We start from the raw sequence: 20,836 nt of genomic DNA, 5'->3' as shown, positions 1-20,836 counted from the left end.
TCATGGCTGAGCGCACACTGCGTGGAGCGCGGCTCGGGGGCCAGAGTTTCGAGGACGAGCGCGGCATCGAGTTCGCGGCTCGCCAGCAGGTCGGTTACCAGTGCCCGCAGGGGCATGTTTTCGAGATCACGATGTCGGTCGAGGCCGACGTCCCGGCGGTGTGGGAGTGCCCGCGCTGCGGCGCCGAGGGACTCAGTGTCTCCGGCATCCAGCCCGAGGTGAAGGCCGAGAAGCCGGCCCGTACCCACTGGGACATGCTGCTGGAGCGGCGCTCGGAGAAGGAGCTCGAGGACATCCTCAAGGAGCGCCTCGAGCTGCTGCGTGGCGGCGAGATCGGACCCGCCCACCTGCACCGCGCCAACCAGAAGAAGCGCAAGGCGACCGCGTAGGCCTCTCAGGCCTCGTCGTCGTCCACGACCTCGCCCCGGACCACGGGCCCCGATGCGGGCCCGGGTCCGGGGCGGGTCACGTTCAGGACCACCCGGCGCGCGACCAGCATCGTCAGCAGGCGGCGGAAGACCGGTCGCGTCGGCGGCAGGATGAGCACGATCCCGAGTGCGTCGGTGACGAAGCCCGGTGTGAGCATCAAGGTGCCGCCGATCAGGATCAGCGCGCCGTCGGCGAGCTCCCGGCCCGGCATCCGCCCGCTGTCCAGCGCGTCGCGCAGGGCCCGCCAGGCGCGGACGCCTTCTCGGCGGACCAGCCATGCACCGACCGCGCTGTCCAGCACGAGCAGCAGGATGGTCCACGGCGCACCGATCACCTGGCCGACCTGGACGATCACGTAGATCTCGACGATCGGCAGCACGATGAAGACGATGAAGAGCCCCAGCGAGACCGCCGGGCGACGGCGGCTCATCGCCGGCCTCCCAGGGCCCGGCGCACCTGGGCGGCGCGCTCCCGCAGCCCCCAGGCGGTGATCCGCTTGAGCGACTCGGCCGCGACGGAGCCGCTCATCTTCGAGTCGCCCCGCACCCGCTCCACGAACTCGATCGGGACCTCGCGCACGGTGAGGCCCGCGGCCAGGGCCCGCGCCACCATGTCGGTCTGGAAGACGTAGCCGGTCGACTCGACCGAGTCGAGGTCGATCTTGTCCAGCGTCGCCCGCCGGAAGAGCCGGAAGCCGGCCGTCGCGTCGCGCACCGTGATGCCGAGCAGGAGCCGGACGTAGAGGTTGCCGCCGCGCGAGAGCAGCTCACGCTGGAGCGGCCAGTTCACCACCGACCCGCCCGGCACCCAGCGCGACCCGATCACCAGGTCGGCGTCGACGAGCGCGGCCAGCAGCCGGTCGAGCTGCTCGGGCTGGTGGGAGCCGTCGGCGTCCATCTCGCCGATGACGTCGTAGCCCGCGGCCAGGGCGACGCGGAAGCCGTGCAGGTACGCCGCGCCGAGTCCGGCCTTCTCGGTGCGGTGCACGACCGACACGGCCGGGTCGGCTGCCGCGAGGTCGTCGGCGACCTGTCCGGTGCCGTCCGGCGAGCCGTCGTCGACCACGAGGACGTCGATCGCGGGCTGGGCGGTGCGCAGGCGTGCGACGATCCAGGCGAGGTTGGTCGCCTCGTTGTAGGTCGGGATGACGACGACGACGCGGCCGAGGCCGTCGATGCCCTCGCTGCTTGCGGGCCTCACGCGCTCCGCCCTTCACTCGCTCCTGCGGCAGAGGTGGCGGGAGCAGACCGTGCCGGGCCGTCCTCGGCCTGCTGCCGGTTCCGGGACCGACGATACGGGACTCCGGTGGTGACGAGGGCGAGGATCAGCCCGATCAGCGTCAGCGCGATGCAGAGCCGGCCGCTCCACGGCCCGATGCGGACGGCGGGCGTCACGCTGTCGTCGAGCTCGACCCGCTCGACCAGCGCCTGCTGGGTGCGCGGGGAGGCGCTCGCGACCACCGAGCCGTCGGGCGAGATCACCCCCGACACGCCGTTGGTCGAGGCGACGACCAACCAGCGCCCGGTCTCGATCGCTCGCAGGCGGGTGATCGCGAACTGCTGGTCGATCTGGTCGGTGTGGATGAACGTCGCGTTGCTCGTCTGCACGGTCAGCAGCTGGGCGCCGTGCTCGACCTGGGCGTAGATCGCGTCGTCGTACGCGACGTCGAAGCAGATGGAGTCGGCGACCTGCACCCCGGCGATCGTGAGGGGCTCCTGGCGGGTGCCGGCGACCATGTCGCGGCCGACCATGGTCAGGCGCCCGATCTGGAGGCTGTCGAGGTAGCGACGGAAGGGGATGTACTCCCCGAACACGACCGGGTGGTGCTTGGTGTAGCGGTCCCCGGCGCCGGTCACCGGGTCCCACACGATCCCCTGGTTGAGGACGTGGGTGGGACCCGCGTCGACGATCGCACCGACCAGGATCGGCACGCCGATGGCATCGCTGGCGGTCCGGATCGCCGCGTTGGTCTGGTCGTCGCGGAACGGGTCGACCGCGGTCGAGTTCTCGGGCCACACGACGAAGTCAGGACGCGGCTCGGCCCCGGACGCGACGTCGCGAGCGAGCTGGGTGGTCACGTCGACCTGGTTCTGGGTGACCTGGCGGAAGTCGTAGAGGATGTCGTCGCCGTTGCCGGGGACGTCACCTTGGACCGCGGCGACGGTCACCGTGCCGTCCGGCGTCGGCTGCCACGGGACGGCCAGCGGACCCACCAGGGCGGCCACGGCGAGTCCCCCCACGCAGCCGGCGGCGACCAGGCGGGTCCGACCCTCCGCCACGACCGCCCAGGCCAGCAGCGTGCCGCTGAGCGCGAGCACGAGGCTCACCCCGGTCGTGCCGATCCAGGGCAGCGCGTCGGCCACCGGCGTGTCGACGACCGCGAACGCGAGCCGCCCCCAGGGCATCCCGCTGAACGGCCAGGTGCTGTACCAGAGCTCCGTGGTCACCCAGGCGACCGCGATCCAGACCGGCCAGAGCCGGTGTCGCTGCAGCACGGGTGCTGCGGCGCCCAGGACCGCGAAGTACAGCGACTGCCAGATCGAGAGCCCGACCCAGGCGTCCGGGCCGACGGTCCGCATCCAGAAGAGGAGGACGGCCTCGAAGCCGAGCCCGAACGCCAGGCCCACGAGGAGGCCGCTGCGCACCCGGAGCCCGCGGGTCACGAGCACGAAGCCGGCGACCGCGAACGGGATCACCGGCGGAGCCGCGACCGGCTCGAAGGCGAGGGACAGCCCCACGCCCGCGAGGGCGGCGGCGAGGACGCGGATCAGCACGAGGACAAAATTACCGGGCCTCCCCTCGGGGGAGGCCGGCTCGGCTCCTGTGCGGCGGTGCAGAACTCCGGAAGAGACCCGCACCCTTCGGTCCAACGCGCCGACGACCGGCTGCCGAGAGCGAGCTGTTGTCTAGGGGACGCGGGTCCCTTCCGTATCCGGTCTCGCGGAGCGGACCGACCTCCGCGAACCACGTCGGACGGGATGGGTGGCACCCCACCCTCCGACACGGCCACTCGGACGTCGGTTCGCCGGCCACGATCTGCATGAGCGGACGGCACAGATTGGATCGTTGACCCGGTGGCTGTCAACCGGTCTTTGACCTGCGGAAACGTGCGAACTCGCAGGTCAACGAGGTGATCGGGAACACGAAAATTCCCAGCAAAATCTCACCGGGCTCCGGCGTGTCGCGGGCGACGCGCCGCCGCTGGGGCAGGAGGTGCCCGTGGTCAGCCTGGGACGACCACGGTGCCGGTCGCCGTGGTCGCCAGGACCGGCTCGACCAGGACCTCCGCGGCGCCCGGCCGGTCGTCGGTCGCCGCGCCGCGCGCCACGACGTGCACCGCGAAGTCCATGACCCGCGACCGGGTGCCGACGCGGACCAGCTCGCAGCTGATCTCGAGGACGTCCCCGGCGCGGACCGGGGCTCGGAACTGCACGTCGGAGTAGGACGCGAAGAGTCCCTCATCGCCGTCGGTCCGCATGCACATCTCGGTCGCGACGTCCCCGAAGAGGCCCAGGCTGTAGGCGCCGTCGACGAGGTTGCCGGCGTAGTGCGCGTGGGAGTACGGCACGTAGCGACGGTGCACGACGCGGGTGCCGACGGTGGCGCTCTGGGGGGTGCTCATGCGGCGGACCTCTTCCTGGCGAGCTGGTGGACGAGGTACGACGCGACCTCGCCGGGGGTGGTGCCGCGCGTGAACACCCGGTCGACGCCGAGGTCGGCGGCCGCGCTCTCGTCGAAGCGCGGCCCGCCCACGATCAGCAGCGGCCGCTTGTCGGACGGGTAGGACTCGCGGAACGCCGCGGACATCTCGCGGGTGTTCAACAGGTGGGCGTCGCGCTGGGTCACGACCTGCGAGACGAGGACGGCGTCCGCCTTCTCCTCGCGCGCCCGCTCGACCAGCTGGGGCACCGAGACCTGGGCGCCGAGGTTCACGACCTTGAGCTCGCGGTAGTACTCGAGCCCCTTCTCCCCGGCGAAGCCCTTGATGTTGAGGATCGCGTCGATGCCGACCGTGTGGGCGTCGCTGCCGATGCAGGCCCCGACGACGGTGAGCCGGCGGCGCAGCGCGCGCTTCACGGCCGCGTTGACCTCCTTGGGCGTCAGCAGCGGGTAGTCGCGCTCGACGACCTCCACCAAGCTCGTGTCGACCAGGTGGTGGACCCGGCCGTAGACGACGAAGAACGTGAAGTCCGGACCCATCGGCTTGGCGTGCACGACGAGCGCCGGCTCGATGCCCATCTTGGCGGCGAGCTGGGCGGCCGCGCCCTCGGCGACCTTGGAGTGCGCCATCGGCAGCGTGAAGCTGACCTGCACCATGCCGTCGCCGGTGGTGTCGCCGTACGGCCGGATGATGTGGCCCCCGGACGGTGATGGAGGAAGGCGTTCTGCGCCCGTCTCGGAACTCATCGCTCCTCCAGGATCTCGCTGGCGGGGTTGTAGTAGGCGCCGGACTTCTCGGCGACGCCGTCGAGGCCGCGCCCGGCGTCGGCGGGCCGCTTCATCAGGCCGAAGGTGCCGTCGGCGATTGCGTCGAGCAGGCCGTGCTCGTGGTCGAGGATCTGGTGCATCAGGTCGACCGACTCCCCCAGCACCTGGCGGGCCCGGTTGGCGATGAAGCCGTCGGGCTCGGGACGGAAGTCCTGGTGGAGGTTGCCGGCCGCGTTCATCACGTAGCGGACGTTCTGCAGGGCCAGGTCGCGGTCGGAGAGCCACGGCGTGACGACGGCCTCGGTCATCATCCCGACGAGCAGGATGCCCTGGCCGGTGAGCGCGCCGACCAGGTTGAAGAACCCGTCGAGCAGGTAGCCCTTGAAGATGTCGCCGGTCATGTGCCGGGTCGGGGGCATCCACTTGAGCGGCGCGTTCGGGAACAGGTCGCGGGCCAGCATCGCGTGCGCGAGCTCGAGCCGGAACGAGTCGGGCACGTCGGGGTCGATCTCGAAGGCGTGGCCCAGGCCGAGCTGCCAGTCCTCGAGGCCGGCCTCCTTGGCGAAGTACTCGTTGAGCAGCTGGCTCGTCGTGACCGTGTGAGCGGCGTCGACCGCGTCGGCGGTGGTGAGGTAGTTGTCCTCGCCGGTGTTGATGATGATCCCGGCGCGGGCGTGCACCTGGCGGCTGAAGCGCTGGTCGACGAACGTGCGGACCGGGTTGATGTCGCGGAAGAGGATCCCGTACATCGAGTCGTTGAGCATCATGTCGAGCCGCTCCAGGCCCGCCAGCGCCGCGATCTCGGGCATGCACAGGCCCGAGGCGTAGTTCGTGAGCCGGACGTAACGGCCGAGCTCGCGGCTGGACTCGTCGAGCGCCGCGCGCATCAGGCGGAAGTTCTCCTGCGTGGCGTAGGTGCCGGCGAAGCCCTCACGGGTCGCGCCCTCGGGCACGTAGTCGAGCAGGCTCTGCCCGGTCGAGCGGATCACCGCGATGATGTCGGCGCCCTCGCGCGCGGCCTGCTGGGCCTGCGGGATGTCCTCGTAGATGTCGCCGGTCGCGACGATCAGGTAGATCCAGGGCTTGCGCGGTGCGTCACCGTGTCGCTTGATCAGCCGCTCGCGCTCGACCCGGCGCGCGTCGATCCGCTTGATGCCCTTCGCGACCTGGGCGCGTGAGGCACGGCGCGCGCGATCGGCGTCCCTGCCCTCGGGCAGGCGGAAGGTCACGGAGCCCGCGGACGCCTTCTGGGCCAGCGTCGACAGGTCGTCGGCCTCGCCACGCCGGAGCGCGTCCCACACCGGCAGCGCCACCCCGTGCTCGAGGCCGGTGTCGGCGCGGACGACGTCCATCAGCCGGTTGACCCAGGGCGTGCCGTCGGGGTCGGCGCCCTGCAGCCCGGCGAGCCGCAGCGTGGCCCGCTCGACGGCGACCGTGGTGTGCTTCTTGGCCAGGGTCACGATCGGCCGCCCGGTCTTGCGGGCCAGCGCCCGCGCCTCCTTGACGGTGGCCGGGTCGAGGTCGAGCTTGGTCCGCGGACGGGTCGTCACTGGTGCACCTCCATCCGGCGCTCGAAGAGCGACCGCACACCCGGGACCTCACGGAGGAGCTCGAGGGCGTACGCCGCGTGGCCGGGCGCGTAGCCGTTGCCGACCAGCATCGTGACATCGGCGGCCAGGCCCTCGGCGCCGAGCGCGGCCGCGGAGAACGACGTCGCCATCGAGAAGAAGACCACGGTGCCCGACTCGGCGGTGGCCAGGATGGCCCCGCCCTCGCACCCGGGGACGTCGACGCAGACCACGGTCACGTCGGCCGGCCCGCCGGCGGCGGTCACCGCGTCGCGGAGCGCGATCGGGTCGCGGGCGTCGGCGACCACGACCTCGTCGGCGAGGCCCGCGCCGCGGAGCAGCTGGGCCTCCGCCTCGTGCGGGACGACGCCGATGGTGCGCTTGGCGCCGGCCCGCCGGGCGGCGGCGAGGCTGAGCGAGCCGGACTTGCCGGCGCCGCCGATGACGGCGACCACCGCATCGTCGTAGTCGTCCACGACCCGGCCGGTCAGCGCGGGCGCCCCGCAGACGTCCAGGACCGAGAGGCTGAGCTCGGCGGGCAGGTCGTCGGGCAGCACCGCGGCGATCGAGCGGCCGAAGAGCACGGCGTACCCGTCGCACGGCACCTGCTCCCCTCCCCCGTCCCAGCGCTCGAGACCGTCCTCGATGACCAGCGGCGTGAGGGTGAGCGACACCAGCGTGGCGACGGGGTCGCCGACCGCCAGCCCGAGCGGCGACTCCGGGCCGACCTCCTCGACCGTGCCGACGAGCATGCCGCCGGAGCCGGTCTCCGGGTTCTGCATCTTGCCGCGGGCCGCGACGATCTCGAGGACCTCGGCGCGGATCGCGGCGCCCGCTCCCCCGTGCTTGCGCTCGAGCTGGCGATAGGACGCGGCGTCCAGGTTGAGCCGCTCCACGCGGATGCGGACCTCGTCGGGCCACAGCTCGCGCCGGGTGTCGAGCCGCTCGGCGGCCTGGGGCAGCCGCACGGCGTCGTCCAGGACGCGGTGCAACCCAGTGGGATCGCTGGCACGGGCGGTCATGGCGGTGCATCCTCCGATGAAACAGTCGATAGACAGAAGATTATGCGGCGCGTCATTGGACGAACCGGATATCGTCCTCGTACTCTGACAGAGGTTGCGTGCCTCACACAAACGACTCGCCGCCGACGTACCCCTTCACCGCTGGGAGCGCCAGACATGAGTATCGAGACCTCCATCGCCTCGCTGATCGAGGGCCAGACCGGACAGCCGTACCCCTACCGGCGAGTCGAGCTCGTCGAGCCCGACTGGACCCGTTTCCCCGGGTGGAGGGACGTCAGCGTCGCGGAGTGGGAGTCGGTGCAGTGGCAGCGCGCGCACTGCGTCAAGAACGTCAGGCAGCTGCGCGACCTGCTGGGTGACCTGGTCGACGAGCGGTTCTATGCCGACCTCGAGCGCGACCAGGCCGAGCGGGCGACCATGTCGATGCTGGTGCCGCCGCAGATGATGAACACCATGGTGCCCCACGCCGGTGACACCGGGGGCCAGGCCGGTCCGGGCTCGCTGACCGAGGCGTTCTACGCCGACCCGGTCCGGCACTACATGATCCCGGTGTTCTCGGACCGTCGGACGGACTGGTCCTCCCACCCGCACGCCACCCGCGACTCGCTGCACGAGCACGACATGTGGGTCGCCGAGGGCCTCACCCACCGCTACCCGACCAAGGTGCTGGCCGAGCTGCTGCCGACCTGCCCGCAGTACTGCGGCCACTGCACCCGGATGGACCTGGTCGGCAACTCGACCCCGGTCATCGAGAAGCTGAAGTTCACCGCCAAGCCGAACGACCGGCTCGGCGACATGCTCGACTACCTGCGCCGTACGCCGTCGGTGCGCGACGTCGTCGTCTCGGGTGGCGACGTGGCCAACATGCCGTGGGCGAGGCTCGAGGACTTCCTGACCCGGCTGCTGGAGATCGAGAACATCCGCGACATCCGGCTCGCGACCAAGGCGCTGGTCGGCCTCCCCCACCACTGGCTCCAGGACGACGTGGTCGAGGGCATGACCCGGATCGGGTCGCTGTCGCGCTCCCGGGGGGTGTCCGTGGCGATCCACACCCACGCCAACCACGCGAACTCGATCACCCCGCTGGTCGCGAAGGCGACCCGGGCGATGCTCGACGCCGGCATCCGCGACGTCCGCAACCAGGGCGTGCTGCTCAACGGCGTCAACGCCGACCCGCACGCGCTGCTCGACCTCTGCTTCCGCCTGCTCGACGGCGCGCAGATCATGCCGTACTACTTCTACATGTGCGACATGATCCCGTACTCGGAGCACTGGCGGGTCTCGGTCGCCGACGCGCAGCGGCTGCAGCACCACATCATGGGCTACCTGCCCGGCTTCGCGACCCCGCGGATCGTCTGCGACGTCCCATTCGTCGGCAAGCGCTGGGTCCACCAGCTCGCCGACTACGACACCGAGCGCGGCATCTCGTACTGGACCAAGAACTACCGCACCTCCATCGAGGCCACCGCCGAGGACGCCCTCTCCCGGACCTACGAGTACTACGACCCGATCCACACGCTGCCCGCCGCCGGCCAGGAGTGGTGGGCGCAGCACGGCAACCTGGACGAGTCCGCGCTCAAGGCCGCCGAGGTCGCCGAAGCCTCGCGCCGGATGGCGGCCCTGCAGGCCTACTGACAGCGCCGTCGCGCTGCGGTTTGGTCCCAAACCGCAGGTTTGGAGCGCTCCCACGTGCGGTTTGGGACCAAACCGCGGAGTCGGGAGGCCACAGGAACGCCGACACCTAGGACGACGACGGCGACCCGGACGGCGACTCCGACGGCGCGGCATCGCCCTCCACGAGGCCGAGCTTGTCCTCGAACACCGCGTGCAGCGCCTGGTACTCGTCCACGGCGCTGATCTTCCCGAGCTCGTCGGAGAACGCCGTGATCTTCTTCTGACGGGCGACGTACGACTCGTTCGCGTGCTTGAGGGCCTTGAGGGCCTTGTCCATGCTCGCGTCGGTGTAGCCGATGTCGCTCATCGCGTTGTTGCGCTCGGCGATCAACCGGTGGGTGCTCTCGACGTACTCGCGGATCCGGTAGTTCCCCGAGTCGGCGAGCGGGTCCAGCCGCGCCTCGCACGGCTTCGTGAGCTTGCGGTGCTGGGCGAGCCACTCGGTCTGGTAGGCACCCGGCAGGGCCATCAGCGGCCCGAGGTCGACCTTGACGTCGAAGATCTTCACGCAGACGTCGAGGGCCCGCAGGAACTCCGGCATCGACGCGTTGTAGCCGTCCTGGAAGGCGAACATCTTCTCGGCCGCGGTCGCGAACTCCTGGTACGCCGAGGCGACGTCGGGATCGTCCATCCCCGGCATCTCGCCGAGCTCGGTGATCGCCTCGTCGCGGGCGTCCTCCCGCTCCTGTTGCTCGGCCAGCGCCGCGTCGATCGTCGGGTCGGTCAGCACTGCTGCGGGGTCCTTCTCGCGCACCCCGTTGACGACGCCCTGGTAGTCGCCGGCCCCGTCGCCCGCCGCATCGATCAGGTCGCCGACCTCGTCGAGTGCCTCGTGCATCTCGATGAGATCGTCCTTCGACGAGCCCTTCGACTCCGGCGGGTCGTCGGAACCACCGCCCCCGCACCCACTCAGCAAAGCGGTGGTCAGCAGTGCGCCGACCGTTCCTCGGACCAGGACCCCCGTGACGTGTCGCATGCCGGTCTCTTGCCACGCCGGCGTGCGGGGCAAACGCGCGGGTCAGGTGACCGGGCGGCCCTCGTACGGCGTGGAGAGCACGATCGTCGTACGCGTGGAGACGTTGGCGGCCGCCCGGACCCGGGCGAGCAGGTCCTCGAGCGCGGTCGGGGTCGCCACCCGCACCTTGAGGATGTAGGACTCGTCCCCGGCGACCGACCAGCAGGACTCGATCTCGGGGATCTCGCGGACCCGCTCGGGAGAGTCGTCGGGCTGCGACGGGTCGATCGGACGGATCGAGATGAACGCGGTCAGCGGCAGGCCGAGCTGCTCGTGGTCGATGGTCGCGCCGTACCCCTGGATCAGGCCGCGGCCCTCGAGGCGCTTGACCCGCTGGTGGACGGCCGAGGTCGAAAGTCCTGTGGCCTTGCCCAGGTCGGTGAAGGACATCCTGCCGTCATTCGCGAGCAGCTCGAGGATCTTGCGGTCGGTGCCTTCGAGTTCGGACTGAGTCACGCGGGACAGAGTAGCGGCGCGTGGCAGGATGCGCGGCGTGACTGAGAAGCCCGGGCGCCTGATGCTGCTGGACACCGCCTCCCTGTACTTCCGGGCGTTCTACGGCGTCCCCGAGATCACCGGGCCGGACGGCACGCCCGTCAACGCGGTCCGGGGGCTCCTGGACTTCATCTCCCGGCTGGTGGGCGACTACCGGCCCACCGACCTGGTCTGCTGCTGGGACAACGACTGGCGACCGCAGTGGCGCGTCGACCTGCTGCCGTCGTACAAGGGTCACCGCGTCGAGGCCGAGAAGACCGGTGAGCCGGACGTCGAGGAGGTGCCGGACCCGCTCCAGGTGCAGATCCCGATCATCCTCGACGTGCTCGACGCGTTCGGGATCCGCGTCGTGGGCGCCGACGGGTACGAGGCCGACGACGTGATCGGCAGCCTCGCCGCACAGCGCAGCGCCGCCGGGCAGCCCGTCGACATCGTCACCGGCGACCGTGACCTCTTCCAGCTCGTCGACGACGACGCCGACGTGCGGGTGCTCTACATCGCCCGCGGGGTCGGCAACCACGAGCGGGTCACCAACGACTGGGTGCGGACCAAGTACGGCATCGACGCGCGCCAGTACGCCGACTTCGCGACCATGCGCGGCGACGCCTCCGACGGCCTCCCCGGCGTGCCCGGGGTCGGCGAGAAGACCGCGGCCACGCTGCTCGGCCGCTTCGGCGACATGGACGCCATCATCGCCGCGGCCCTCGACCCCGAGTCCGACATGGGTCCGGGACCGCGCGGCAAGATCAAGGCGGCCGCCGACTACCTCGAGGTGGCGCCCGCGGTCGTCGCCGTCGCCCGCGACATCGACCTCGGCTCCCCCGACACAACGCTCCCCCGCGAGCCGCGCGACCTCGCGAAGGTCGCCGAGCTCGGCACCCGCTGGGGCATCGAGAGCCCGGTCCAGCGGCTCACCGAGGTGCTCTGCAGCTAGGCCGGCTACCGGGAGCGCAGCATCTCGTCGACGACGATCCGGGCGGCCGAGGGGCAGCCCTTGGTGAAGCCGTAGAACGGTCCGAAGTCGCGGGTCGACGCGAACCCGACGACGTACAGGTCGTCGAGCGTCGTCTCGAAGCCCTCCGACAGGTCCGGGAACCCGTCGGTCACCGAGACCCGGTCCAGGACGCCGGCGAGGTAGGGCACCCGGGCCAGGTCGGCCTGGTAGCCCGAGGCGAACACGACGTGGTCGACCTCCAGCGCGCCCCCGTCCGACAGGGCCAGGGCCACGGCTCCGTCGGGACGCACGTCGACCGCGGCGACCTCGGTGCCGGGGTGGCTGTGCACGACGCCGGGCGTCATCCGTGGCACCAGCCAGGGCTCGAGGGTCAGCCGCCCGACCGCCCAGAACTGCTGGGCGACCGCGGCCTTCTGCTCGGCCGGCAGCTGCCGCCACCAGCCCCGGTGGGTCAGGGTCTGGTCGACGTAGTCGTCCACGAACGCCCAGCTGACCTTGGCAAACTCCGGCGTGTCGTGGCGGTGCACGACATCGACCCTCGCGACCCCGTGGTCGCACAGCAGTGCTGCCCACTCGTAGGCACTCTGCCGACCGCCGACGATCGCGACCCGCGCGCCCGCGAGGTCGTCGAAGGACACCAGGTCGCGCGTGTGCGAGCGCCGGTCCGCCGGGACGTCGGCGTGCCACGCGGGCAGGTGCGCGAAGTAGCCGACGCCCGGCGCGGCCAGGACCTTGTCGGCCTCGATCGTGGTGCCGTCGTCGAGGGTCGCGACGTACCTGCCGTCCGGCTTCGTCAGCTCGGTGACCAGGCGCGGGTCGGCCACGACCCCCTTGCGGGCGGCGAACCACTCGGCGTGGTCGAGCCACACGCCGATCGGGATCGGGTCGTGGTCGGCGGGATCGAGACCGCGGTCCTCGAAGAAGGCCTCGAAGGTGTCCTCCCGGTTGGCGTCGAGGTGCCAGTCGGGACCGGAGCGCAGGTACATGTCGGGCGGCATCTGGTCGCGCCAGAAGGCCAACGGCAGCCCGACGACGTGGGTGTCGATGCCCCGGTCGCCGGCGTACGCCGCCGCGGAGTAGGCGTAGGGACCCGCTCCGATCACGAGCAGGCCGGTGTGCGAGGTGGCCACGCTCGCACGGTACGCCGCAACCGGACCGCTCGTACGGTGGTTGCATGAGTCGAATCGCGATCGTCGGCGGCCACGGACAGGTGGCCCTTCACCTCCTCCACGTCCTGCGCCGCTCCGACCACACACCGGTGGCGCTGGTCCGCAACGAGGGCTACCGCGCGGAGCTCGAGGACCGCGGCGCGGAGGTCCGCCTCCTCGACATCGAGCGGCAGGGCGCCGGCGACTTCGCGGCGGCGTTCCAGGGCTGCGACGCGGTGGTCTTCGCCGCCGGGGGCGGCCCGGACGGCAACATCGAGCGCAAGCGGACCGTCGACCTCGAGGGCTCGCTCAAGTCGATCGAGGGAGCCCGGCAGGCCGGCATCACCCGGTTCGTCCAGATCTCGGCGATCGGCGTCGACGACCCGTTGCCGGACGACACCAGTGACGTCTGGAGGGCGTACGTCGAGGCCAAGCGCGACGCCGACGCGGCGCTGCGCACCAGCATCCTGGACTGGACGATCCTGCGCCCCGGCCGGCTCACCGACGACCCGGCGACCGGCCTGGTCGCCCTCGGTGCCGACGTCACCCGCGGCGACGTCACCCGGGCCGATGTCGCCGCGGTCGTGGCCGCGGTCCTCGACGCCGACTCCACGATCAGGAAGCAGTGGAACCTCGTGAACGGCGACACGCCGGTCAACGAAGCGGTCCGTCAGGCCTAGTCCGCCAGGGCGGTGTAGGCGACCACGCCGCGGCGCAGCGCCCGGACGGTGTCGCGGGCGGTCTCGCGCAGCGCGGAGTCGCCGGCGGCGTCGGCGACCTGGCCGGCCAGGTCGATGAGCTGCTTCATCCAGCGCACGAAGTCGCCGGCGGCCAGGTCGCTGGCCTCCAGGACGCTGTCGAGGTCGTCGCCCTCGGCCCAGCGGTAGGCGACCCACGCGAAACCGAGGTCGGGCTGACGCAGGAAGTCGAGCCGGTGCTCGCGCTCGAGGACGTCGAGGCTCCCCCAGAGCCGCACCATCTCGCCGACGACCTCGCGGACGCCGCCGCCGGGCAGCCGCGGCGACGACGCGTTGTCGGGGCGCCGGGCCTCGAACACCAGCACGGACAGGGCCGACGCGAGCCCCGAGGGCGAGAGGTCGTCCCAGAGGCCGTTGCGCATCGACTCGGCGGCCACGAGGTCCATGTCGGAGTAGAGCCGCATCAGGTGCCGGCCACGCTCGGTGACGGTGTCACCGTCGAGGTAGTCGAGGGCGGTGAGCACCTCGCAGACCCGGTCGAACTGGCGGGCGACGGTGTTGGTGCGCTGCTCGACGCGGCGCTTGAGCGTCTGGGCGTCGCGGTCGAGCTTGAAGTAGCGCTCCGCCCAGCGGGCGTGGTCCTCGCGGTCCGGGCAGTCGTGGCACGGGTGCGCCTTGAGCGCGGCCCGCAGCCTGGTGATCTCCGCGTCGGCGTGGGTCTGGGCGGGGTCGGCGCTGCGGCGGGCGGCCTCGCGCCCGGGAGGCGGCGGGGCGAGGTCGTGGGTGCGCGAGCGCAGCGCCGAGGCGAGGTCGCGGCGCATCTGCGGGTTGCGGCCGTTGAAGTTCTTCGGGATCTTCAGCCGGGTCACCGCGGACACCGGCGTCGGGAAGTCGATCATCGCGAGCCGGCGGGCCTGGCGGTCGGCGGTGACGACGTACGGGCGCGGGCCCTCGGGTGACCAGCCGGGGTCAACGACGACGGCGTACCCGGCGAACTTGCCGGTCGGCACCTGGATCACGTCGCCGGGCTTGAGCTCGCGCAGCGAGGCGAGCGCCTCCTCGCGGCGGTCGGTGCGCTTGGCGCGGGTGGCGCCCTTCTCGACCTCCTTGATCTGGCGGCGCAGGTCGGCGTACTCCATGAAGTCGCCGAGGTGGCAGGTCGCGGCCTCGCGGTAGCCGGCCAGCGCCTCCTCGCTCTTGCGCAGCTGGCGGGCCAGCCCGACGACGGCCTTGTCGGCCTGGAACTGGGCGAACGACTGCTCGAGCAGCTGGCGCGAGGTGTCGCGGCCGAACTGGTGCACGAGGTTGACGGCCATGTTGTACGACGGGCGGAACGACGACCGCAGGGGGTAGGTGCGGGTCGACGCCAGGCCGGCCACCTCGCGCGGGTTCATGCCGGGCTGCCACAACACGACGCCGTGGCCCTCGACGTCGAGGCCGCGGCGCCCGGCGCGCCCGGTCAGCTGGGTGTACTCCCCCGGCGTGATGTCGGCGTGCGTCTCGCCGTTCCACTTCGAGAGCTTCTCGATGACGACCGTGCGGGCCGGCATGTTGATACCGAGCGCCAGCGTCTCGGTCGCGAAGACCACCTTGCACAGGCCGCGGATGTAGAGCTCCTCGACGCACTGCTTGAAGGCGGGCAGCATGCCGGCGTGGTGGGCCGCGATGCCACGGGTCAGGCCGTCGAGGAAGTCGTGGTAACCGAGCGCGTGCCGGTCGTCCTCGGGCAGGTGCCGGCAGGCCTCCTCGACGTACTCGTAGATCGCGTCGCGCTCCTCGGGCTTGGTGAGCCTGATGCCGGCGCTGAGGCACTGGGTGACGGCCGCGTCACAGCCGACCCGGCTGAAGATGAAGACGATCGCGGGCAGCAGCCCCTCGCGGTCGAGGCGGTCGATGACGTCCGCGCGGCTGGGGATCCAGACCCGGCGGCCGTTGCCGACCTGCCGGGGCCCGCCCCCGCGCTGCCCGGGCTTGCTGCGGCCCTTCGGCGAGCGTCGGTCGGTGATCCGGCTGCTGGCCCAGTCGTCGCGGGCGATCTTCACCAGCTCGTCGTTGACCGGGGCGCCCTCCTTCACGAAGCCGGCGGCCGCGTCGATGTCGGAGGAGGCGAAGAGGTCGAGCAGCCGCTTGCCGACCATGACGTGCTGGTAGAGCGGGACCGGGCGCTTCTCCTCGACGATCGTCGTCGTGTCCCCGCGGACGGTGGCCAGCCACTCGCCGAACTCCTCGGCGTTGGACACGGTCGCGGACAGGGAGACCAGCGCCACCGACTCCGGCAGGTGGATGATCACCTCCTCCCAGACCGCGCCGCGGGCCCGGTCGGCGAGGTAGTGCACCTCGTCCATGACCACGAACCCGAGGCCGAGCAGGGTGCGCGACCCGGCGTACAGCATGTTGCGCAGCACCTCGGTCGTCATCACCACGATCGGTGCCTCGCCGTTCACGACGTTGTCGCCGGTCAGCAGGCCGACCTGGTCGGGGCCGTAGCGGGCCACGAGGTCGTTGTACTTCTGGTTCGAGAGCGCCTTGATCGGGGTCGTGTAGAAGCACTTGCGGCCGGTCTCGAGGGCCAGGTGGACGGCGAACTCGCCCACGATCGTCTTGCCGGACCCGGTCGGTGCCGCGACCAGCACGCCGCGGCCCTCCTCGATCTCCCGACAGGCCTCGACCTGGAACCCGTCGAGCGGGAAGTCGTAGAGCCCCGTGAAGGCCCGCAGCACGGGGTGCTGGCGGCCGCTGCGGTAGTCGGCGTACCGCTCGGACGGGGAGAGTTCCTGGTCGTCCGCGGTGCTCATGCCCCTCAGCCTAGGTGAGCACCGTCAAGGCCCCGGGAGCACACTCGATCGTGAGCGGCAGCGCTCCGAAGCGCTCGCCGTCGGCGTACGAGATGATCCCCGGCGCCGCGACGGTCACGCTGCGCACGCGGTGGTGCTCGTACTGCGGATGGGTGACGTGGGTGCCCTTGAAGAGCTTCGGGTACGTCGTGACCAGCGCCATCTTGCTCATCGGCTTGATGATCACCACGTCGAGCATCCCGTCGTCGAGGAGCGCGCCCTCGGTGATGCGCAGGCCGCCGCCGAACGACGGGCCGTTGCCCACCGAGACCATCATCGCGTCGAGGGTGAGGCTCGTGCCGTCGAGGTCGAGCGTGTACGGCAGCGGCTTGAAGGTGCGCAGCTCGGCCAGGGTGGCGATGTTGTAGCGCATCTGCCCCTTGGGCCAGGTCATCCGGTTGGCGCGCTCGTTGACGATGGCGTCGAACCCGGCGCAGAGCACGGTCATGAAGTGCAGGGTGCCGCTCCGGGCCAGGTCGACGACGCGGGTCCGCCCGGCCACCACGCGGTCGGCAGCGGCGCCGGGGTCCTTGCGGGGCAGGTCGAAGTAGCGCGCGACGTCGTTGCCGGTGCCGGCCGGGATGAGGCCCAGGCTGGTGCCGGTGCCGGCCACCGCCTGCACGCCGAGGTGGACCATGCCGTCACCGCCGACCACCACCAGCGAGTCGACGCCGTCGGCGACGCACTGGCGGGCCAGGTCGAGAGCCTCGTCGGCGTCGCGGCCCTCGAGGTCGCGGACGGTGATGCCGGCGGAGCGGAGCCGGCTCAGCGCGACCGCGCGAGCTCGGGCGCCCTTGCCCTTCCCGGCGGTGGGATTCGTCAGGAGCGCGATCTCGCGGTCGGGGCCGGTCACGCGGCTGAGACTAGTCACCGGCGCCCTCAGGCATGCGGTTTGGTCACAAACCGCAGACTGGGAGCGCTCCCGGCTGCGGTTTGGGACCAAACCTCAACGCGAGACGCCGATGCGCAGGCGGACGGAGTAGTGGTCCTCGGAGGCCCCGACCGCCTTGGCCAGGCGGCCCAGGGCGTCGAGGACGAGGTCGGCCGTGAAGCCGGTGCCGGGGACCGCCAGGGTGAGCCGGCCGGCGGCGTCGACGAGCAGCACCTGGCCGTAGCGCCAGGCCTGGTGGGCGTCGTGACGCACCCCGTCGGAGGCCACCGGGACCGGGTAGGCGACGTCGACCGCGAGGAGGTCGCACGGGAGCGGGCCCTGCCCGTCGGCGCCGAGGTGCCCGGGTACGGCGTACCCGCTGCGCAGGCCGGCCTCGGCGGTCCAGGTGACGTCGGCCTCACCCAGCCACTCGGGAAGGTCGAAGGGGTCGACGACGGCCAGCGCCGGCGGTGAGCTCACAGGGGCGAGACCTCGTCGTCGCCCCACTGGTCGGTCGAGCCCTGGGCGCGGCCACGGGCCCGGTCCACGGAGCGCGCGATGATCTCCGCGGCGCCGAAGAGGACCAGCATCGGGATCGCCAGCATCAGCATCGAGAACGGGTCGGTCGACGGGGTGGCGACCGCGGCGAAGACGAACGTGCCGAGGATGATCCATGGCCGGTACCTGCCGAGCGCCTTGCCCGAGACCACCCCGGCCAGGTTGAGCATGATCACGAAGAGCGGGATCTCGAAGGCGATCCCGAAGACCAGCAGCATCCGGGTCAGGAACGAGAAGTAGTCGTTGAACTCGACGAGGTTCTCCAGGCCGGCCGGGGTGAAGCCGATCAGGACCTCGAGGCCCTTGGGGAGGACGTAGTAGCCGGTGAGCACGCCGACGATGAACAGCGGTCCCGCGACCGCGGCGAAGATCCGCGACCACTTCTTCTCGGAGTCGTGCAGGCCCGGGACGATGAAGCCCCAGATCTGGTACAGCCAGTACGGGCTGGACGCGACGACCGCGGCGACACCGCAGAGCTTGAGCTGCAGGAGGAGCGGGCCGGTCTGACCCGCGACGTACGCCTTGGTCTGCGTCTTGCCGCTGAGTGCTTCCTGGGCGTCGTTGTAGGGGCGCAACACGAGCTCGAGAAGCCCGCCGTCGGGATGCTCGAAGAAGGCAAGGGCCACGAAGAAGGCGACGATGAGCACGAGCGCCGACCGCAGTAGTCGGGCGCGCAACTCTCGGAGATGATCCCCGAGCGCCATCCGGCCGTCCTCGCCGATGGGGTGGCGTGGGCGGCCGGAGAAGTAGTCGAAGACCCCGCTGATGGCCAACTGAGACGGCGCCGCGGTCAGGCGGTGTCGTTGCGGCGCAGGCGGTCGCGTTCGGCGTCGATCTCGGCCTGCCGGGCGTCGAGCTCGGCCTGGCGCGTCTCGATCTCGCGCTGCTCGGGCGTCTTGGTCACCGGGTCGACCGTGACCTCGTCGTCGTCATCCATCAGGCCCTTCGTCTCGGCCTTGAAGATGCGCAGCGCCCGGCCGCTGCCGCGGGCCAGGTCGGGGAGCTTTGTCGCACCGAACAGCAAGACGACGACGGCCAGGATGAGCAGGAGCTCGGTGGTGCCGAGGCCGCCGATGAGAAGCGGAGACATGTGCGTCCTCACGTGTAGGTCTGGATGGGCTTCATACTACGCTGGAGTCACTCGTAGAGGCTGAGGGCGGCCCGTGCGGCCGAGGTGTACGCCTCGGCGTACTCCACCGGGTGGAGCACCTCCGCGTGGGGGGTCAGCCGGAGCAGCAGGCGTTGCAGCCAGCGCTCGTCGGCGATCAGGAGGTCGACCTCGAGGACTCCCCCGCGGCGCGGGCGGACGGCCTCGACCGGGTAGTACTCGACGATCCAGCGCGCCTCGCGCCCCAGCCGGAGGGTCACCAGCGTGGTGTCGTCGGCCCGGGCGAAGAGCCCGTCGGCCAGGTCACGGGGGGCCTCGGGCGGCGTCACGACCGGTGATTCGGAGACCTCGGCCCGCCGGATGCGGTCGAGCCGGAAGAGCCGCGGCGCCTCGGCGCTGTGGCACCAGGCATCGAGGTAGGTGACGCCGTGGGCGGTGACGACGCCGCGCGGGTCGACGGTGCGCTCCGACTCCTCGTCGCGCGAGGGCACGAAGTAGGTGATGGCGACCTGCACGGCCCGGTCGGCGGCGTCCTGGAGCCGCGCGGCGAGCTGGGTGAGGTCGGTGCCGACCGGGTCCTCGCCCGGGTCGATCTGGACCGCGGCGGAGCCCTCGGCGGCCGCCGCCTCGAGCTTGGCCAGGGCCCGGTCGACGACCTCACGGGTCTCGTCGCGGGCGCCGTTGCGCAGCGCCCGGAGCGCCACGATGATCGCGGTCGCCTCGGTCGGCGTGAGCCGCAGCGGCCGGGCCAGGTAGTCGGCGTTGGTCACCCGGATGACGCCGTCGGCCTCCGGGCCCTCGAGCGCGTCGAGGTCGACGTCGATCAGGTCGTCGGGGTAGCCGCCCGGCAGGCCGCACATGAGCAGCACCTTGAGGTCGCTGAGCAGCTGGTCCTGAGGCACGCCGAGCGCCTTCGCGGCGTCGTCGAGCCGGACCTGCCCGCGGGCGTGCAGGAACGGCACCAAGGCGAGGAGCCGGGCGACCTGGTCCTTCGCGCCGGCCTGCTGGGAGTACGACGGGGAGCTCGTCATGACGCCGCTCCGACCGCGGCCCGGAGCCGGTCGACGACGGTCGTGCGCAGCTCGGCCGGCTCCTCGACGTAGACGTCGGCGCCGTACCCGAGCACCTCGTCGGAGACCCCGTCGCCGCCGCGGCTGATCACGACCCGGTCCCACGCCGTGCGCTCGTCGGGGCCGACGACGCCGCGCTCGACGGACTCCGCGTCGCGGCGCAGCGCCAGCCCGGCGTGCTCGCGGACCAGCAGCACCGCCCGGCCGGTGGTCGGCGCGGGTGCCAGGCGCATCGTGGTGGCACGGATGTCGGTGCCGGGCGGCACCTCGTACGAGCCGGGCTCACCCGACTTGCGGGCGTCGCCACGGACCCGGGACAGGCGGAACACGCGCTCCTCGCCCCGATCGGTGTCGAGCCCCACGACGTACCAGCGGCCGGAGTAGCGCACGACGCCCCACGGCTGGAGGTGCCGCTTCGTGGTGGTGGTCGCGCCCGAGCGCCGGTAGTCGAACTCGACCGGCGTGCGCTCCTGGGTCGCCTCCCAGAACACGTCGAAGGACGGTTCGTCGGCGCTGAGCCGCGACTCGGCGATGTCGAGGGCGCTGACGTCGATCGGGACGCCCAGGGCGGTCAGCTTGCGCACCGCCTCGGTCGTCGCCTCGGCGAGCCGGGCGTGCTCCCAGACGCGGGTCGCGAGCCCGATCACCGCTGCCTCGTCGGCCGTGAGCGAGATGTCCGGGAGCGCGAACTGGTCGGGACGGATCCGGTAGCCCGGGTCGTCGTCGAAGTAGGGGTCGATGCTGCCGACCTCGATCGGGACGCCGAGGCTGCGCAGCTCCTCCTTGTCGCGCTCGAACATCTTCTCGAAGGCGTCGGTGCTGGAGCCCGGGTAGAGGATCGCCCGGATCCGGTCCTTCGGGACGTACGTCCGCTGGACCAGCAGCATGATGAGCAGGTTGAGAAGGCGCTCGCTCTTGCGCACCGTCATGCTCATGGCCATGCTGCTGATCCTCGCGGACAGA

Annotated in this window: 21 protein-coding genes; 4 read left to right on the top strand and 17 right to left on the bottom strand. The window is 71.6% G+C overall.

What is annotated here, in order from left to right:
- Nucleotides 1-2 precede the first annotated feature (2 nt).
- Entirely contained in the window at nucleotides 3-389 is a 387-nt protein-coding gene (locus tag PD653B2_RS03445) for an RNA polymerase-binding protein RbpA (RefSeq protein WP_085870926.1), read from the top strand.
- A 5-nt stretch (nucleotides 390-394) separates the two neighbouring features.
- Here PD653B2_RS03445 and PD653B2_RS03440 read toward each other — a convergent pair whose 3' ends face one another.
- From PD653B2_RS03440 to PD653B2_RS03410, 7 genes are all read right to left on the bottom strand, one after another.
- Complete coding sequence (locus PD653B2_RS03440) at nucleotides 395-859, bottom strand: FxsA family protein (RefSeq protein WP_085870925.1); 465 nt, start codon at nucleotides 857-859, stop codon at nucleotides 395-397.
- Nucleotides 856-1,629: a polyprenol monophosphomannose synthase gene (locus PD653B2_RS03435; RefSeq protein ID WP_085870924.1), complete on the bottom strand. Its 774-nt coding sequence runs from the start codon at nucleotides 1,627-1,629 to the stop codon at nucleotides 856-858. Before PD653B2_RS03435 ends, PD653B2_RS03440 begins: the two co-directional genes overlap by 4 nt.
- Complete coding sequence (gene lnt / locus PD653B2_RS03430; RefSeq protein ID WP_089503874.1) at nucleotides 1,626-3,203, bottom strand: apolipoprotein N-acyltransferase; 1,578 nt, start codon at nucleotides 3,201-3,203, stop codon at nucleotides 1,626-1,628. Before lnt ends, PD653B2_RS03435 begins: the two co-directional genes overlap by 4 nt.
- Nucleotides 3,204-3,652: 449 nt before the next feature.
- Complete coding sequence (locus PD653B2_RS03425; protein WP_085870923.1) at nucleotides 3,653-4,051, bottom strand: hotdog domain-containing protein; 399 nt, start codon at nucleotides 4,049-4,051, stop codon at nucleotides 3,653-3,655.
- The gene (locus PD653B2_RS03420) at nucleotides 4,048-4,836 is read right to left on the bottom strand and encodes an OAM dimerization domain-containing protein (protein WP_085870922.1); all 789 of its coding nucleotides are present in this window, start codon (nucleotides 4,834-4,836) and stop codon (nucleotides 4,048-4,050) included. Before PD653B2_RS03420 ends, PD653B2_RS03425 begins: the two co-directional genes overlap by 4 nt.
- A complete protein-coding gene (locus tag PD653B2_RS03415; RefSeq protein WP_085870921.1) occupies nucleotides 4,833-6,407 on the bottom strand; it encodes a lysine 5,6-aminomutase subunit alpha in 1,575 nt (524 codons plus the stop codon). The genes PD653B2_RS03420 and PD653B2_RS03415 overlap by 4 nt, the downstream gene beginning before the upstream one ends.
- Nucleotides 6,404-7,447, bottom strand: coding sequence for an L-erythro-3,5-diaminohexanoate dehydrogenase (locus PD653B2_RS03410; RefSeq protein ID WP_085870920.1), 1,044 nt, complete (start codon nucleotides 7,445-7,447; stop codon nucleotides 6,404-6,406). The genes PD653B2_RS03415 and PD653B2_RS03410 overlap by 4 nt, the downstream gene beginning before the upstream one ends.
- Nucleotides 7,448-7,603: 156 nt before the next feature.
- On the opposite strand from PD653B2_RS03410, the gene PD653B2_RS03405 reads away from it, so the two are divergent.
- A complete protein-coding gene (locus tag PD653B2_RS03405) occupies nucleotides 7,604-9,082 on the top strand; it encodes a KamA family radical SAM protein (RefSeq protein ID WP_085870919.1) in 1,479 nt (492 codons plus the stop codon).
- 106 nt (nucleotides 9,083-9,188) lie between these two features.
- On the opposite strand, the gene PD653B2_RS03400 is transcribed toward PD653B2_RS03405, so the two are convergent.
- Complete coding sequence (locus PD653B2_RS03400) at nucleotides 9,189-10,097, bottom strand: hypothetical protein (protein ID WP_085870918.1); 909 nt, start codon at nucleotides 10,095-10,097, stop codon at nucleotides 9,189-9,191.
- 42 nt (nucleotides 10,098-10,139) lie between these two features.
- The gene (locus PD653B2_RS03395) at nucleotides 10,140-10,592 is read right to left on the bottom strand and encodes an Lrp/AsnC family transcriptional regulator (protein ID WP_085870917.1); all 453 of its coding nucleotides are present in this window, start codon (nucleotides 10,590-10,592) and stop codon (nucleotides 10,140-10,142) included.
- Between the two features lie 37 nt (nucleotides 10,593-10,629).
- On the opposite strand from PD653B2_RS03395, the gene PD653B2_RS03390 reads away from it, so the two are divergent.
- On the top strand, nucleotides 10,630-11,565 hold the full coding sequence (locus PD653B2_RS03390) for a 5'-3' exonuclease (protein WP_345775738.1): 936 nt from the start codon (nucleotides 10,630-10,632) through the stop codon (nucleotides 11,563-11,565).
- 5 nt (nucleotides 11,566-11,570) lie between these two features.
- On the opposite strand, the gene PD653B2_RS03385 is transcribed toward PD653B2_RS03390, so the two are convergent.
- A complete protein-coding gene (locus PD653B2_RS03385) occupies nucleotides 11,571-12,716 on the bottom strand; it encodes an FAD-dependent oxidoreductase (RefSeq protein ID WP_085870915.1) in 1,146 nt (381 codons plus the stop codon).
- A 44-nt stretch (nucleotides 12,717-12,760) separates the two neighbouring features.
- Here PD653B2_RS03385 and PD653B2_RS03380 point away from each other — a divergent pair, with 44 nt between their 5' ends.
- Complete coding sequence (locus tag PD653B2_RS03380) at nucleotides 12,761-13,414, top strand: SDR family oxidoreductase (protein ID WP_085870914.1); 654 nt, start codon at nucleotides 12,761-12,763, stop codon at nucleotides 13,412-13,414.
- Here PD653B2_RS03380 and PD653B2_RS03375 read toward each other — a convergent pair.
- From PD653B2_RS03375 to PD653B2_RS03345, 7 genes are all read right to left on the bottom strand, one after another.
- On the bottom strand, nucleotides 13,411-16,227 hold the full coding sequence (locus tag PD653B2_RS03375; protein ID WP_085870913.1) for a DEAD/DEAH box helicase: 2,817 nt from the start codon (nucleotides 16,225-16,227) through the stop codon (nucleotides 13,411-13,413). The genes PD653B2_RS03380 and PD653B2_RS03375 overlap by 4 nt on opposite strands.
- A gap of 10 nt (nucleotides 16,228-16,237) precedes the next feature.
- Nucleotides 16,238-17,119, bottom strand: a complete 882-nt coding sequence (locus tag PD653B2_RS03370; protein WP_085870912.1) for a diacylglycerol kinase — start codon at nucleotides 17,117-17,119, stop codon at nucleotides 16,238-16,240.
- A gap of 93 nt (nucleotides 17,120-17,212) precedes the next feature.
- The gene (locus tag PD653B2_RS03365) at nucleotides 17,213-17,617 is read right to left on the bottom strand and encodes a hypothetical protein (RefSeq protein WP_085870911.1); all 405 of its coding nucleotides are present in this window, start codon (nucleotides 17,615-17,617) and stop codon (nucleotides 17,213-17,215) included.
- A complete protein-coding gene (tatC, locus tag PD653B2_RS03360) occupies nucleotides 17,614-18,468 on the bottom strand; it encodes a twin-arginine translocase subunit TatC (protein ID WP_085870910.1) in 855 nt (284 codons plus the stop codon). The genes PD653B2_RS03365 and tatC overlap by 4 nt, the downstream gene beginning before the upstream one ends.
- 17 nt (nucleotides 18,469-18,485) lie before the next feature.
- On the bottom strand, nucleotides 18,486-18,785 hold the full coding sequence (tatA, locus tag PD653B2_RS03355; protein WP_085870909.1) for a Sec-independent protein translocase subunit TatA: 300 nt from the start codon (nucleotides 18,783-18,785) through the stop codon (nucleotides 18,486-18,488).
- Between the two features lie 47 nt (nucleotides 18,786-18,832).
- Nucleotides 18,833-19,834, bottom strand: coding sequence for a helix-turn-helix transcriptional regulator (locus PD653B2_RS03350; protein WP_085870908.1), 1,002 nt, complete (start codon nucleotides 19,832-19,834; stop codon nucleotides 18,833-18,835).
- Complete coding sequence (locus tag PD653B2_RS03345) at nucleotides 19,831-20,814, bottom strand: helix-turn-helix transcriptional regulator (protein ID WP_345775737.1); 984 nt, start codon at nucleotides 20,812-20,814, stop codon at nucleotides 19,831-19,833. Before PD653B2_RS03345 ends, PD653B2_RS03350 begins: the two co-directional genes overlap by 4 nt.
- Between the last annotated feature and the right edge of the window lie 22 nt (nucleotides 20,815-20,836).

The organism is Nocardioides sp. PD653-B2 (assembly GCF_002117935.1).
Taxonomy (GTDB): Bacteria; Actinomycetota; Actinomycetes; order Propionibacteriales; family Nocardioidaceae; genus Nocardioides.
The sequence above is the reverse complement of the archived record's forward strand: the minus strand, read 5'-3'. Positions and strand labels throughout refer to the sequence as shown.

Bases quoted from the DNA above. Each gene is read 5' to 3' on its own strand.
- PD653B2_RS03445 (WP_085870926.1), top strand. From the start codon at position 3: ATGGCTGAGCGCACACTGCGTGGAGCGCGGCTCGGGGGCCAGAGTTTC.
- PD653B2_RS03440 (WP_085870925.1), bottom strand. From the start codon at position 859: ATGAGCCGCCGTCGCCCGGCGGTCTCGCTGGGGCTCTTCATCGTCTTC.
- PD653B2_RS03425 (WP_085870923.1), bottom strand. From the start codon at position 4,051: ATGAGCACCCCCCAGAGCGCCACCGTCGGCACCCGCGTCGTGCACCGT.
- PD653B2_RS03420 (WP_085870922.1), bottom strand. From the start codon at position 4,836: ATGAGTTCCGAGACGGGCGCAGAACGCCTTCCTCCATCACCGTCCGGG.
- PD653B2_RS03410 (WP_085870920.1), bottom strand. From the start codon at position 7,447: ATGACCGCCCGTGCCAGCGATCCCACTGGGTTGCACCGCGTCCTGGAC.
- PD653B2_RS03405 (WP_085870919.1), top strand. From the start codon at position 7,604: ATGAGTATCGAGACCTCCATCGCCTCGCTGATCGAGGGCCAGACCGGA.
- PD653B2_RS03400 (WP_085870918.1), bottom strand. From the start codon at position 10,097: ATGCGACACGTCACGGGGGTCCTGGTCCGAGGAACGGTCGGCGCACTG.
- PD653B2_RS03380 (WP_085870914.1), top strand. From the start codon at position 12,761: ATGAGTCGAATCGCGATCGTCGGCGGCCACGGACAGGTGGCCCTTCAC.
- PD653B2_RS03375 (WP_085870913.1), bottom strand. From the start codon at position 16,227: ATGAGCACCGCGGACGACCAGGAACTCTCCCCGTCCGAGCGGTACGCC.
- tatA (WP_085870909.1), bottom strand. From the start codon at position 18,785: ATGTCTCCGCTTCTCATCGGCGGCCTCGGCACCACCGAGCTCCTGCTC.
- PD653B2_RS03350 (WP_085870908.1), bottom strand. From the start codon at position 19,834: ATGACGAGCTCCCCGTCGTACTCCCAGCAGGCCGGCGCGAAGGACCAG.
- PD653B2_RS03345 (WP_345775737.1), bottom strand. From the start codon at position 20,814: ATGGCCATGAGCATGACGGTGCGCAAGAGCGAGCGCCTTCTCAACCTG.